A 14,662-nucleotide genomic window follows, 5' to 3' on the forward strand; every position below is an offset into this window, starting at 1 on the left:
TTGTAGTCAATTTTTGCTTTGTACTTGCCGTACTGCTCCAGATATTTGTCATCAATACCTGCTTTCTCCGCAATTTTTGTAATCGGCTCCATTGTACATTCCTGTGCAATTTCAATGTCAGTTTTAAATCCCATTCTAAAACCTCCCTTAATGTTTTATTTCACATGGCTCTGCGGCATCTGCCTCTCCTGTATAATTCCCATAGACATGCTCTTTTTAAGATAAGCGGTCAAAGGGCTTTTATAGAGTAACAGTACCAGAACCGTATTGACTGCTGTCAGCAAAACTGTCTGGATGATACGAGTGCTGTAAAGTACCACCCAAGGGGTTCCGTAATAAAAGTGAAGACCGATGCAGGTGAATCCCAGAGACCCCACAAGTCCATTTAAAATCGTAATGCCCAATATCTGGGGCAGACCTATGGATTTCTTAAATAACCACGCTGCAATTCCCGGAAGCGCTCCCGTCAGAATCGCAGAAATGGAAATGAACGGGTTTGGCGCATAGCCCTGCAGCAGACTTCCAATCAAGTCACCCAGGAATCCGCAAAGGCCACCTACAACAGGTCCAAACCAGAAACCGGCCAGATACACCGGTGTCTGAGAAACCGTGATTCTCAGCGTTGGGCCGATGGATATGGACAGTATTCTGGACAATACAATATTCATGGCAATCAAAACAGCCGCAAATACCATGATTTTTACTTTACTTACTCTTTTCATTTGTAATAAATCCTCCTCTTTTGCTGTCCGAAACAGCATTTACAGCAATGATACGGCATAGTAGTTTACTACACCAAAGAGAAGAATTTATCAAATCCTTAATGTAGTAGCGGACGCAATATTACATCGTGGCGAATCCAAAGATAACCAGATTACCTTCGTTCATGGACAACTTCCCATCCCATGACACTTAACGCGCAATATCTACTCTACTAATACTTCACATTCTTAAGACAGCTTTTTTTCCAGTGCTTTCATCATATTGATGGAAATATCTCCCACCACAGCTAAATCTTCTGCTGCAAAGCTTGCCGCAAAATTATCAGAGAACAAAATCTGCGAAGACGGTGGAAACTCGTCGTCTCCGGCCCAGAGGATAAATTTAATAAAAAGGTTGTCCATAAACTCCAGTTTATAGGAACAATCTCCCTCCTCTGATTTCTCTGCTCCCAGATGTTCCATTATTTTCGCAAACATTTCCAGTTTATTTCCGTAGGAAAAAGCAAAACGCATGAGACATCTGCCCTGGAATTGCCTGAAATACACCTCACCCCATGGAACCTCATGATAAGTGATAAACTTACCGGAGAAAGGTGTCTGAAACCGTTCCGCCATATACCGGATAATCAGAATTTTTACATTCATGGCCTCTGTAAGAGGATACACACCAATCGTATCTTCTACAGGCTGAATCTCATAGTCCGGGAATGAAACCAGATAAGTGCTTCCCATGAGACGGACAGTAAAATTGCCGGTTTCCTCGTCATAGGGAAAGCCCGTTCTCTCACTGATTTCCTTTGGGTCCATACTTTTATAGGCACTTAAATAATGCTCATAGGGGCGCTGTTCCTTACTGTCTTTTGCATAATCAAAATTCATATTTTCACCTCGGATAATTTTAGTCAAAACTCATGATTCCTGTACACTGGACGGAAACAGAGCGGTATCTGTGTGCGGAATAAAACAGCACGCCACAAATTCGTCCATGTAGGACGGCACTGTGGACAGTTCCAGATAGGTCATGTTCGATGCCAAATCATAGCATTTTCTTTCTGCGTCTCTTGAAAGAAGCATGGTATAAGCCCCCGCAAGAGAAGAATTTCCAATATAGTGGAATTTTTCAATAGGAATATCCGGGAACATACCAATTCGCACAGCATTCTCCATATTGATTCCACTGCCAATGCCGCCTGCCACATAGACATCATCAATCATTTCCACTTCAAAATCTATGGAAGCCAGCATGGTGCGGATAGCAGAGAAAATTGCTCCTTTTGCACGAATAAAGTTATCAATATCCACTTCATTGATTTCTACGTCCTTGACAGAACCTGCTTCTTCTTCAAAAGCCAGAACATAACTGCCCATGCCATATTCATCGTGACGGATACGTTTTCCTTCCCGGACAAACTTTCCTTTCGGATTGATAATTCCGGTACGGAACAGTTCTGCAATGACGTCAATAATACCGGAACCGCATAAACCAATGGGTTTTTCACCTTCTCTTCCAATAACGCTGTAGGAAGGTTCCATGGTTTCTTTATCAATGGTACATGCCTCAATGGCCCCATCTGTAGCACGCATACCGCAACTGATATCACCGCCCTCAAAAGCAGGACCTGCAGAACATGCACAGCTCATCATAAAGTCTGAGTTGCCGAATACAAGTTCGCCATTTGTACCAAGGTCAATAAACAGGGAAAACTCCGGCCGGTTCCAAAGCATACTTACCAGAGTACCTGCTGTAATATCTCCGCCTACATAGCTTCCAATATTGGGCGCTACAATGATATGGGCATCCCGGTTAATGCAAATCCCAATATCTGAGGCAAAGAGGGAATTGGTTTTATAAAAAGTAGGAATATAAGGCTCCATACGGATGGGGTCGCCTTCCATTCCTGCCATGAGATGATTCATGGTTGTATTGGCTGCTACTGCCATGCGGTAAATGTGTTCCGGCAGAAAACCGCTGGCTCTGCACATCTGCTCAATCAGCGGATTGATGGTTTCTCCAATAATGGCGTCCTGCAGTTTTTTACTGCCTCCCGGTTTCATAGATTCAATAATACGGTTGATAACATCTGCACCGTAGCGAATCTGTCCATTTCCGGCAGACGCTTTTCCGATAATTTCACCCGTCAGCATATCAATCAAAAGCGCAGATACTGTGGTTGTACCAATGTCCACAGCCAGTCCTCCGATTACTACTTCGGCATCTTTGGGATACACATCATAAACAAAAATGTTTCCGGCAGAAGAAGTCCGGACCACACAGCGCACCTGAAAGCCGCTTTCCCGGAACACTCTGGCTATCTTCGTCAGCACCTGGAAGGGCAGACGCACAGATGAGGCACCTGTCTGTTTCTTAATGGCCCGAACCAGACGTTCATTATCCGGCATGGTGTCGTCCAGGGTAGGAATCTCCATGGACACATCCAGAATCTCCATACTGTTTTTTAAGGCAAGACCTGCCGTTTCCAAATCGTTTTTTGCGTTTTCAAAAATGGCAATTTCTTCTTTGGAACTTAAATCCGCAACTTTCATTCGGCTGCGGTAAGCAGATGCTATATCGGGTACTTCTACCTCAACGTCACCCGTAATCTTACTTACACATGCCAATCTCCAGCCGCTTTCATACTCCTCATCTGAAATATGCCGTGTTTTGGGAGAATCCAGTTCCCCGTCCACAAATTTTACCTTGCATTTCCCGCAAGATGCATTTCCACCGCAGGGAGCGTCAATCGCTACATTGGTTTTGCGTGCTACGTCTAAAAGGTTCTCACCTTCCTGGGCAAAGGTCGTGACATCCTCGCCGCTTCCGAATTTAAAAGTCACTTTAAACATAGAAACTCTGCCTTTCTCTTTCTTGTACACAGGGGCTGTCACATCAAACAATCCTCGCTTAATGCGACACCCCCTGTATAGGAATCTTATTTCGTCTGTCTGCAGATATTAGATTTCCAGATAAGAATCTGCATATAAAGTATTGTTTTTGAATACATCACAGGATTTGATAGTTTCCATTAATCTTAAATCACATGGATTTACGATAGCGGAAGTCAGACCCTGCATCATACACATCGCTACTAAAGCGGAATCCATGATTGGACGGATGTGTTTTGGCATACCGTTGGAGTTATTGGAAAGACCACCTGTAGAGTTCAGACCCATATCGCTGAACATTTTAATTGCTTCCAGAACTTCCATCTGTTTGTCCTGCATACCTTTTACAACCAGGAATAATGGGTCGAACCATAAATCAGTTGGTTCCATACCTAACATCATACCTCTTTCCAGCATGTTCTGGCAGTGCATCATACGCTCGTCGTTGTCTGCTGCAATACCTTCTGCTGAACAAAGTGCGATAACGATAGCATCGTTTGCTGCAGCCAGGTCGATATTCTCGATTCTTCCGCCTGCATCAGCAGAGTTTACGATTGGTTTTCCTTTGCTTCTGTTGTATACAGAAATACCAGCTTCAATCGCTTTTTTATTAGCTGTATCCAGAGCCAGAGGAACGTTGTCGAAGTTAGACTGAATCAACTGAACAGCCCATTTCATTAAGTCTTCACCGTCGTTTTCAGCAGGTCCAATGTTTACGTCCAGGTATGTAGCACCTGCATCTAACTGCTCTTTCGCACGTTTTAAAATTGGTTCAGGGTCACGCTCAGCCATTGCTTTGCGGATAGATGGGGAAATACAGTGAATTCTTTCACCAATTGTAACAAATTTAGCCATAATACTTCTCCTTTTATATAAATTAATATTTTAAGGTCATTGTTTTCTATCTATTCAACTCCTATTTCCCCTTTTTGAAAACAACTTCAAAAAGAAACGGGGAATACAGAAGAGAATTCAGATTTACAGAGGCGGGACAGTTCCCAAAAGGAACTGCCGCCTCTTAAGAAATGGAAGGTGCTTTCCTTCCTTTCAGACAGTCTGCCAAAGCTGTCCTATGCAAACATTAAGCTGTTAAATCTTTCAGGAATTTTACTAACTGTACAGCTTCCAGAGGAGCTACGATGATTTCCCAGCCTGGAAGTTTTGCTTCGATGTCGCCCTTTAATACAGCAACCTTACCTGGGATAACCAGTTTTCTGGATTTTACTTTACCTTCTACATTTTCCTGAATGTAGTTTGCTACAGATGTAGAAGATAATTTACCTGCAGCCCATGCAGTTAATACGGAGAGTCCGCCTGCATCGGAGATAATCAGGTTACATGGCACACCAGAACGTTCCAGTTCACCGGATACCACGAAGTATGTAAGAGCAAAGTCTACGGTTGTCAGGCAAATAGAGTTTTCATCTGCACCATTTAATGGGTAGATGCCCGGCTCTACTTTCATTGGTTTCTGCGGGTCTGTAAATACGTTCTGTCTTAAACCGAATAATGGAAGTGCTTCTGCATAGTCCAGAGTTTCCATAACAACGATAGAACCGTATTTTACAGTAAACAGAGAAGCCAGAGCCTGCTGTAATGTTCTGTCACCGTGAGCCAGTGCTGCAACATTTACGATAGTTGGGTAACCGAATGTTCTATCCTGGTCTTTTACAGATGCACGACGAATCTGTACTGCATTTGCATATGCTTCTTTTACAGATGTGCCGGTTGCGTCGATAACCAGGTTTTTGTTGCCTGCTTTTTCTAAAGCTGCAACCGTATCATAAGTCTCATTTAAGTCTGCACCTGCAACACCAAGTACCACGCCTGCTGCTGTAGCAACTTCGCTCATTGCTGCGTAGTTTGCTGCTGTAGCGCCGTTTAATACCGGTTTGCCGTCTTTGCATACTTCCAGAGCTGCTTTTGCAACTTCAACATCTTTACATCCAAGGATTAAAGTTCTGCCAAGAGCTGCCGCTTTTTTCACCATTTCCACATAACGGTCTTTGTCTGCTCCGTCTTCATAATTTACATAAATCATTTCAACGTGCATTCTTTCACCGATACGGTCGTAGTCTACTTTCTGGATTTCTGCCAGCTTTGCATCTACTGCTGCGTCATCCATGCATGTGCAAAGAGAAACAGCGTATCTTGTTTTGCTTACAAATGTTTTTTCATGTCTGAATAAAACAGTTTCACCGCCCAGGCTGTATTCGTTTTCGCCTGCACCTACTTTGATTGTTTTCATTGGCGGTGCTGTAGCTTCTGATAATTCAGCTAAAGCTTCGTCAGACATATGCGGACATTTGGAAATTTCCAGAGCACCCTGAGCCACCTTCATGGCAAATGCCATACAAGTAGGACAGCCGCATTCTTTACAGTTTTTCTTTGGTGTCATTTTAAAGATTTGAATACCTGTTAATGCCATTTCTATTTATCCTCCTGTTTTACGATTACATTAATTCTTTAATCATTTTTGAGATTGCTGCAACAGACTGAGGATGTTTCAGAATAACAGCGTCAGAGCCAGATGCTAATACAGCAGCTGCTGTCTGCACTTCCATACTGATACCTCTGTCTTCCAATGGACCCCATTCAGGCATATCTTCTTCAGATGCCATAGCTTCTTTTACACTCCAGGATTCATCAGCTACAGTTGTGATAATCGGCATCTGTAACATGTTATCGTTCTGAGATAATGCAGCGCCTTTGATACGGTCCATAGTAGATACTACGTATTCAAATCCGTAACCAACAGCAGCAGAACCAACGTTCATAACAATATCCTGTGCCTTAACACCTAACTGTGTCATTACAACGTTTAACTGTTTTGCAAGGTTGATATCTACAGCAGATTCAGCGCCAACCTTCTGGTTGTAAGCAAGTCCTGCAGCAGCACCAACTGCTTTGTAGTTTTCTTCTCTCGCAGAAAGAACCAGAGCATTTTTGCCCTGTAATACTTCGGCAACTTTAGGAAGTAATTCAGAATCTTTTTCGACATTTTTGCAGCCTTCTACCACTAACGGGCCTGTAACTGCTTCCGCAACTTCTTTTACTACTGCGACTAATTCATCAACAGATTTGTCTGCTCCGTTTGGGTCTCCGCCTTCCAGACGTAAGCATACGAAATCAGCGCCTTCCATAGCTTCTGCTTTTTTAGCGATTTCAGCCATTGTAGAAGCGCCTTCATAAAATTTCTGAATACCAGGGATTTCAGATAATCCCATATCTGAGATTTCCACACCTACTTTTGGTGCATTTTCAAGAGGAGCATCAAAAGTATAGAAAGGAAAAGTACATTCTCCTCCTAATTTGATTGCTTTGTCCCCGCAGCCAATTTCAACTGTGTTAATGTTTGCATTGAATTTCTGTGGTTTCTGATTAAACGGCATTTCCATTAGCCTCCTTCATATTTTTTATAACCGGCAAATGCTTATGGCAATCCGCATTTACCGCCTACATTATACTACAATTCAGGTAATATTGACAAGTTTCCCCGGTAATATTTGGCGAAAACTTTCATCAAAATCTCTGAAAATCACCTGCGTTTTTTGTAGAAATTTAGAGTATTTTTATCAACTTTCTCTAATGTGGGAAACGGGAGTTTTCCTCTTTTGGACAAACTCCCATTTCCTGTATACAAAACATACATTTATGTTTTTGTTTCTCAATTACATCATTGGCTCCATAGAAAGTGCTGGATGGTTCTTTTCTGTCAGAAATGCAACCAGTGTTTCCGGATCAGTTGCGATTGTTTCATCACCAATCATGTCTGTGAAATTGTCAATTCCGTAGAGTTCTTTTGCTGTAGCGTTAACTCTTTCAGCAACGGTGTCTTTCAGCTCTTTCGGCATCCATACGATACGTTCAATACCGCCTTCTGCTTTCATGAACTTCTTGGAACCGATAAAATGTTTACCATGTCCCATGAAACCAGGAGTCTGTACACCGCCGCCTGTCATGGAAGCCAGTTCCGGGAAGGTCATTCCAAGAGGAGTCATACCTGCATACTCACGGTTTGTGATAACAACACCGTTGGAGAATGGCTCAATACCACAGATGCATTCAAAACATCCACAGGAGGTCATTGGTTTTTCCATGATGGAGTACAGAGATACATCCTGCAGAGCGCCCTGGGAGAATTTCTGTACTGCTTCGTTTACGTCTTCGTACTCACCGATTCTTTCGTCGATTGGTCTTTCTTTTGTGATAACCTGACAAGGACCGTTCGGGTCAAGTTCATTCGTCGCTTTTGCATCTAACCATGAAACCGCACCGCAGAGTCCCAGACGTTCCGGTGTAACCACACATACATGAGATGGTGAGAAAGCCTGGCACAGAATACAGCTGTAGTATACGTCTACAGATTCATCTGTCAGAGATTTCAGACGGTCATCACGTTTGTCAAAAGTAGGAATAGCCACTTCGTGACGGATTCTTGTACATTCAGCCGGGTCTGTGTAAATAACAACTTCACATTTATCAACAACAGCGTCAAATTCATTCTTAACAGACGCATATAATACTTCACCGATATGTTTGATACGGAATCCTGCATTAAAAGCGTCTTTGCTGATACGGATACGCTGCATATCACGCTGTCCTGTATGGTAAACACCTTCGATACAGTTGATGTAGTTGTGGAATTTACGCTCAATAACCGGCTCAAAGTCTGGCTGCATATTCTTTCCTGCAACTTTTACAACGTATGCAATGCTGTTCTTGCTTCCCAGTTCCATTTCATCTGCTTCCGGACCAACCACTGTAATCTTGTGATCTTCGATTTCGGATGCATCTACAGTCTGTACTAATTCTGCACAGTCTACACGGGAACCATCGAACTCTACCTGCATATCGCCGCGACGGATAATTTCGCCTTCAAATGCAGAAGCGAAAGCAACCGGAATGTCGATGTTTGTAATTTTGATTTTGATATCGCGTGCTTCCAGAGAAGTAGCGTTGAATTTGCTTACGTCTGTCTGAACGATTAAGCTCTTCGGTACTTCGGATACGCCTTCCTGGTTTGTGATAACCGGGAATCCAAGAGCGATAGCACCTGCGCCGCATGCAACGATAACATCGTTTAATGGTGCAAATGCATTTACGAATGCAGGAACACGTTCCATGGTGTATTTCATTAAGCTGCCTGCATCACCTGGTGTGATGTTACCAAAGATAAGAGCTGCTCTTAATGCAACAGATACAACGTGGATAACTGCGGTTACGTCTTTTCCTAACGGAATCACACGAACGTTAGCGCCTGTCTTCATACCTGCTTCTGCAAGCTGATCAATTACATCGCCCACCAAGGTTACCAGAATACCCTGTGCCTGGTAGCTCTTAACCAGTGCAACAGCATCTTCTGTTGTAGGAGCTTTTCCAAGGATAACAGCAACACCTGGGATGTCGCCTGTTACAAGAGGAACACCAAGTTCACGAATAACCGCGTCAGCCAGATGTCCGTAGCATGGTTCTTCGTATGGAGCAGCTCCGTCAATGTATTTTAATACTTCGATAAATTCAGCGCAAAGAGCAGTTGCAACACCGGACATAAAGATGTCATGTGTTCTCATTTCTCTTGTCATAAGAGTTTTTACAACGCCTAATGCTTCTTTTAATTCTCCTAAAGTACCAACCTTTACACCTGTTACAGCGTAGTAGCATGGTAAGCTGTATGCTGTATTGGGAAAGCTGATAGCTTTGTCAGCGCCGTGCTGTTCAATAGCAGCGTTGATAGCGCCTTCTGTCAAACCATAGACAGCGTCATTTCCACTAAATACTGTTTCAAATAATGTCAATGTCTTTTCCTCCTAACATTCTCATAATCCTTTATCGATTATGTCTTTGATTTTTGTGATTTCTTCTTTTACTGTATTGCTGAAATCGTAAGGGGATTTTCCCTGACGGTCAGCGTCCATAACCTCGGTGTTATAGTGAATGAAGCCCAGAAGGTCTTCCGCTGGAATCCGGCTTCTCACAAAGTCTTCATCTTCCTGGTTTCGCACCTTATTTGCCACTACACGAACCTGCTTCACGCCCAAATCCTCTGCCAGACGTTTTACATTTTTATAAGTCTGTACGCTTCTCGCACCTGGTTCAATCACCACAATAAACTGATCCACAGACTCTGTGGTTCCTCTTCCCAAGTGTTCCAATCCGGCTTCCATATCCAGGATTACTACATCATCTCTGTGCAGAACCAGATTATTGATGATTCTTCTCAGCATTACATGTTCCGGGCAGACACAGCCGCCGCCGCCTGTTTCCACGGTGCCAAGAACCAGAAGCCGCACACCGTTTACCATTTTGGAATAGGTATCCGGGATATCGCTTACCTGAGGGTTCAGTTTATAAAACTGGTTGTCCTCTCCGCTGCCGGTTCTCTCTTCAATGAGTTTTCTCATCTTTGTAATGGGAACAATGGAATCCAGGGTTTCCTCGTCGAAGCCCAGCGCCAGTCCCAGATTTGCGTCCGGGTCCACATCTGCTGCCAGCACATGCTTTCCTTCTTCCGCATACAGACGAGCCAGGGTTGCCGCAAAAGTGGTTTTCCCTACGCCGCCTTTTCCTGTAACTGCAATTTTCATGTCATTCACCTTTCCTAGTCATGTTTTCGGAAAGCTTCCCCTAAAACAAGAAGCTTTTCCGATTTTGACGCTCTTAGATACCAAGGGCAGCTCTCTTCTCTTCGATTCTTGCCATCATGGCATCGCCTAATTTTTCAATATCTTTTTCTACAGTAAATGCTGCTTCACACCACTGTCTTGTGCCGTTTGTGAGGATTTCAACCATTTCGCTGGAACCTGAAGCATATGGGTCAACACCCAGGAAAGTATCCAGACCGGAACCAATTACATAGTTACCGATAGATACTGCTTTTTCAGACATCCATTCAGGTGCACATCCTACAACCGGAAGCTGGGAAATACGCAGGCCTGCATCTTTTGCAAGAGTTGCAGCCAGAACCAGCATACGGGAGATATCCACGCAGGAGCCCATGTGCAGTACCGGAGGAATGTCAGCCAATTCACAGACTCTCTTCAAACCGTCGCCGCAGATATCTTTGGCAGCTTTATCCATAAGACCTGCTTTCGCAGCAGCCTGTGCAGAACATCCGGAAGCGATAACGATGATATCGTTTGCCAGCATTTTCTTCATCAGTTCGATATGAGCCAGGTCAGGACGAACTCTTGGGTTGTTACATCCAACCATAGCAACAGCACCGCGAAGTACACCGGAGGTAATACACTGTAACAATGGTTTTGTAGTTCCCAGTTCATCAACCTGTGAGTTGGTAACACCATCCAGAACTTTTACGATAGCTTCTGTAGAATAACCTACGGTAGCTTTCTGTTTCATCTGTGGAATGTATACCAATTCCGGCTTTCTGTTTTTGAAGTTCTCGATTGCCAGTTTTACAATCTGTGTAGCTTTTTCCAATGCTGTATGTGCATCAAAACGGATGAAATCAGAATCCGGCATCTGAGCGATTGGAGAAGTTGTGATAAACTTTGTATGGAAACATTTGCTTAAAGGTCCAAGTGCCGGGAAGATACACTGTACGTCTACGACGATAGCTTCACAAGCCCCTGTCAGAACCACGTTTTCCTGCTGTAAGAAGTTACCGGCCATTGGAATACCGCGGCGCATTGCAACTTCGTTGGAAGTACAGCACACACCGGAAATTGTAATTCCCTTTGCGCCCATTTCTTTTGCATATGCAACCATTTCCGGGCTGTCTGCAACTTCGCAAATCATCTCAGAAAGACTTGGGTCATGTCCGTGAACAACGATGTTTACGTTTTCTTCTACCATAACACCAAGGTTTGCTTCTGTTTCGATTGGCTTTGGAGTTCCAAATAAAATATCAGAGAACTCTGTTCCCATCATGGAACCGCCCCATCCATCGGAAAGTCCGGCACGGATAGACTGTTTTACCAGCGCTTCCGGTTTGGAAGAACATCCCATATGAGCCATATGTAAAGAACGGGAAACTTCTCTGTCGATTGCGTGAGGAGCCAGTTCATTTTCTTCCCACAGTTTCTGCTGTGATTCCGGAGCTCTCTTTAAGAATCTCTGTGTTCCAAACGGTTTACCATATTCCATCAGACCTTCCAGAGCCACTTCGTGTGCCAAATCATAGATATCTTTGCCTTCTGTTTCGATATCCCATTCTTTTGCAATACGAATCAGTTTTTCAGGGTCTTTTACTTTATAGCAGCCATCTGCTGATGATTCATATAAGGTATGGCAGATTTCACGACCATGGTCTGAATGGGTAGCGGAACCGCCTGCTGTAAATTTCAGGTAGTTACGTCCTACAATACCGTGTACGTCGCAGCCGCAGATTCCTCTTGGCGCTTTCTTTGTAATACGGCATGGTCCCATTGTACAGATACGGCAGCAAATGCCCTCTTCACCAAATTTACAATGTGGTGTCTGATTTTTCACACGAGCCTGCCAGGAATCAGCGCCGACTTTTGCGCCTGTTTCCAGAAGTCTCGCAGTAGCAGCTTCAAATTCTTCTACTGTAGTTAATCTGAATTCACTCATGAATATCCTCCTTTTATTGTCGCCTCTTTTTCAAATATTTTAAAGTGGCTTGCCTCGTTCAAGCAGGCGGATTCTGTACCCCTATCCGCCCCAGGGGGTTATCAGCTTTATAAAAAATCCTCTCTCCCCAGTGCAGTTGCCCCAGACAGAGAGGCCAAAGCTTGCGCTTTTAAAGTCCCAGTTTGTCAACAATCTCCCGTACTGCTTTTTTCACCGGAGAATTCTCCGGAAGCGTCACAGTTGGAGTTCCTTCACAGTCATATTCAAACACGGTTTCATCCTGAGGCACAACACCCAGAAGTTCCAATCCCTGTTTTTCAATCTCTTCTCTGGTTCCTTCGTTTAATACGCCGCCAGGTGCGCGGTTAATAATCAAACCTATTTTCTGAGGGTGCATATCGCACTCTTCAATCAGCTTGGCAATCCTTCCTACAGCCTGTACGCCTCTGCGTGAACAATCACTGACTAAAATCGCTGTCTGCATGCTGGGCAGCACGCCCCTGCTGATGTGCTCCATACCTGCCTCATTATCCACGATAATATACGGATAATGTCTCTGAAGTTTTTGTAACTGCGCCTGTAAAAGTCCATTTACAAAACAATAGCAGCCTTTCCCCTGTGTCCGTCCCATAACCAGCAAGTCGAAATCATCATCTTCTACCAGCGCATCATCAAACTTAAATTCCATATAATCCGCTTTGGTCATTCCTGCCGGAATCGGATTGTCCTTTGCCATTTCTGACCTGGCCACCTCTTCACGAACTTCTCCCAGCGTAGCTTCTACTTCTACACCGAGAACCTCGTTCAGATTTGAGTTTGCATCTGCGTCTACTGCAAGAATCGGACCTTTTCCCTTTTCACCAAGATACTGAATGATAAGTCCGGTCAATGTTGTCTTACCTACGCCGCCTTTTCCGGCAACCGCAATTACATGCGCCATAAAGGGCACCTCCCAAATTCTATACTATACTGTTTCAAATTACACTAATGTACGAAGACCGGAACGGTCAATGATTTCAGATACGTCTTTCCATTTGTTCAGAGCGTACAGGTGGATACCTTCGATACCGCATGCACGATATTCATCAATCTGACGGATTGTGTATTCAATGCCGGCTTCTCTGAATCTTTCTTTCTTGCCTTCTACATCTGCATCGAATGGATCTTTTACGAATGGGTTCGGGAAAATCCAGTTTCTGGAGATGATTTCGCAAAGTTCACGAGGCATTACGCACGCGTTACGGGACAGAGCCATGTTAATGGTAGCAGCCTGATCTAAGATAGGCATGATACCAACATCTACAGGCATTGTGATTCCTGCGCAGCGGATAGCGTCTAACCAGTATTTGAACTGTTCCATATCCCAGCAAAGCTGTGTCATGATGTAGTCAGCGCCGTTGTCCTGTTTCTGTTTCAAAACAGCGATATCAGCTTCCAGGCTGCGGCAGGAAATATGTCCTTCCGGTGAACCTGCTACTGCGATTTCGATTTTATCACCAAACTCTTTACGAACATATGCCACCAGGTCTGTTGCATAAGCGAAATCGCCGCCGGTACCTGTCCATCCGAAAGGAAGGTCGCCGCGCAGAGCCAGCATATGGTCCACACCGTTGTCCAGGTAATTCTGCAGCTGTTCTTTAATTCCTTCTGCAGTGTTTCCGATACAGGTAAAGTGTGTTACCGGAATCGTTCCTGCGTCTTTAATCATCTTACAGACATCCATGTTCTTTCCAACGTTTGTACCGCCGGCACCGTATGTACAAGAAATATATTCCGGTTTGTACTTGCAAAGATGTTCGATTGTACCTGGAAGATTTTCCATTCCTTTGTCTGTTTTTGGCGGGAAAAGCTCAAAGGAAAGGAGCATTTTCTCTCTCATTGCATCTGATAATTTCATAATTTCTACCTCCGCATATTGTAATATATTATTTTAAGGTTTTACCCTTTAAAATCATTACTCGCAATCCAGCTTTACAAGGCTGTTTGCCAAATCTACCATCAGGATTTTTCCTTCAATCACTTTGGTTTCGCCCATAATATCCCGGAGTATTACTTTATCTCCGTCCACATCAATACGGCTTACCATTTTACAGATTACGGTATTGTCACTTTCTTTCTGAACAGTTGCAAGACACATATTTTAAGCCTCCTTTAAATGTTCTTTTACCAGTGTCAAAGCCAGTCCCAGACGCATATTTCCTTTTTGGAAGTCTGCCACGCCTTCTTTGATTGTCTTTGCCGCATCCTCCATACCCATCTTTTTCAGATTTTCAGCCATCTGGTCCAATTCCTCTGCATGGTGTTCGTTGTGAGACAGCATATAATTCAGCAATGCCACAACTTCGTCTGTGCAGTTTCCGGAACAGCCGTCTTCGCAGCTGCCGCAATGCTCATGGTTATGACCATGGTCGTGATGATGTTCATCTCCTCCATGAGGAATCACATTTCCATTTTCATCTTTAATTAAATGCATATTCCTATCCTTTCTGCGCCCGTTTTTTGGC

14 protein-coding genes and 1 riboswitch are annotated in these 14,662 nt (G+C 43.9%); all 14 genes read right to left on the minus strand.

All coding sequences use genetic code 11. From position 1 onward, the window contains the following. The coding region (locus WBS51_RS08650; RefSeq protein WP_342694068.1) for a formate--tetrahydrofolate ligase at nt 1-134 on the minus strand (134 nt) is incomplete at its 3' end. A gap of 21 nt (nt 135-155) precedes the next feature. Then, the gene (locus WBS51_RS08655) at nt 156-722 is read right to left on the minus strand and encodes a folate family ECF transporter S component (RefSeq protein WP_294463310.1); all 567 of its coding nucleotides are present in this window, start codon (nt 720-722) and stop codon (nt 156-158) included. 105 nt (nt 723-827) lie between these two features. Beyond that, a riboswitch (THF riboswitch) is annotated at nt 828-936 on the minus strand. A 14-nt stretch (nt 937-950) separates the two neighbouring features. After that, nucleotides 951-1,601 (minus strand): DUF3786 domain-containing protein, encoded by a 651-nt coding sequence (locus WBS51_RS08660; protein ID WP_294463311.1) that lies wholly within the window; start codon nt 1,599-1,601, stop codon nt 951-953. Nucleotides 1,602-1,631: 30 nt separating this feature from the next. Beyond that, nucleotides 1,632-3,566, minus strand: coding sequence for a corrinoid activation/regeneration protein AcsV (acsV, locus tag WBS51_RS08665; RefSeq protein WP_294463312.1), 1,935 nt, complete (start codon nt 3,564-3,566; stop codon nt 1,632-1,634). A gap of 108 nt (nt 3,567-3,674) precedes the next feature. Then, nucleotides 3,675-4,460 (minus strand): carbon monoxide dehydrogenase/acetyl-CoA synthase methytransferase subunit, encoded by a 786-nt coding sequence (gene acsE / locus WBS51_RS08670; protein ID WP_111919868.1) that lies wholly within the window; start codon nt 4,458-4,460, stop codon nt 3,675-3,677. Between the two features lie 226 nt (nt 4,461-4,686). Continuing rightward, complete coding sequence (acsC, locus tag WBS51_RS08675; RefSeq protein WP_173749461.1) at nt 4,687-6,033, minus strand: acetyl-CoA decarbonylase/synthase complex subunit gamma; 1,347 nt, start codon at nt 6,031-6,033, stop codon at nt 4,687-4,689. A 25-nt stretch (nt 6,034-6,058) separates the two neighbouring features. Further along, complete coding sequence (gene acsD / locus WBS51_RS08680; protein WP_291683342.1) at nt 6,059-6,997, minus strand: acetyl-CoA decarbonylase/synthase complex subunit delta; 939 nt, start codon at nt 6,995-6,997, stop codon at nt 6,059-6,061. Between the two features lie 279 nt (nt 6,998-7,276). Then, nucleotides 7,277-9,403 carry an acetyl-CoA decarbonylase/synthase complex subunit alpha/beta gene (gene acsB / locus WBS51_RS08685; protein WP_173749462.1) on the minus strand — a complete coding sequence of 709 codons (2,127 nt, stop codon included), beginning with the start codon at nt 9,401-9,403 and terminating at the stop codon, nt 7,277-7,279. A 21-nt stretch (nt 9,404-9,424) separates the two neighbouring features. Continuing rightward, nucleotides 9,425-10,192, minus strand: a complete 768-nt coding sequence (locus tag WBS51_RS08690; RefSeq protein WP_291683344.1) for an ATP-binding protein — start codon at nt 10,190-10,192, stop codon at nt 9,425-9,427. Between the two features lie 73 nt (nt 10,193-10,265). Further along, entirely contained in the window at nt 10,266-12,158 is a 1,893-nt protein-coding gene (cooS, locus tag WBS51_RS08695; protein ID WP_294461958.1) for an anaerobic carbon-monoxide dehydrogenase catalytic subunit, read from the minus strand. Between the two features lie 169 nt (nt 12,159-12,327). After that, entirely contained in the window at nt 12,328-13,098 is a 771-nt protein-coding gene (locus WBS51_RS08700; protein ID WP_173749465.1) for an ATP-binding protein, read from the minus strand. Nucleotides 13,099-13,137: 39 nt separating this feature from the next. Further along, nucleotides 13,138-14,055 carry a methylenetetrahydrofolate reductase gene (locus WBS51_RS08705; RefSeq protein WP_111919874.1) on the minus strand — a complete coding sequence of 306 codons (918 nt, stop codon included), beginning with the start codon at nt 14,053-14,055 and terminating at the stop codon, nt 13,138-13,140. 57 nt (nt 14,056-14,112) lie between these two features. After that, on the minus strand, nt 14,113-14,295 hold the full coding sequence (locus WBS51_RS08710; RefSeq protein WP_173749466.1) for a CooT family nickel-binding protein: 183 nt from the start codon (nt 14,293-14,295) through the stop codon (nt 14,113-14,115). A gap of 3 nt (nt 14,296-14,298) precedes the next feature. Beyond that, nucleotides 14,299-14,631: a cobalt transporter gene (locus WBS51_RS08715; protein ID WP_294461945.1), complete on the minus strand. Its 333-nt coding sequence runs from the start codon at nt 14,629-14,631 to the stop codon at nt 14,299-14,301. Nucleotides 14,632-14,662: the final 31 nt, after the last annotated feature.

The organism is Blautia acetica, from assembly GCF_038739805.1.
Lineage (GTDB): Bacteria > Bacillota > Clostridia > Lachnospirales > Lachnospiraceae > Blautia.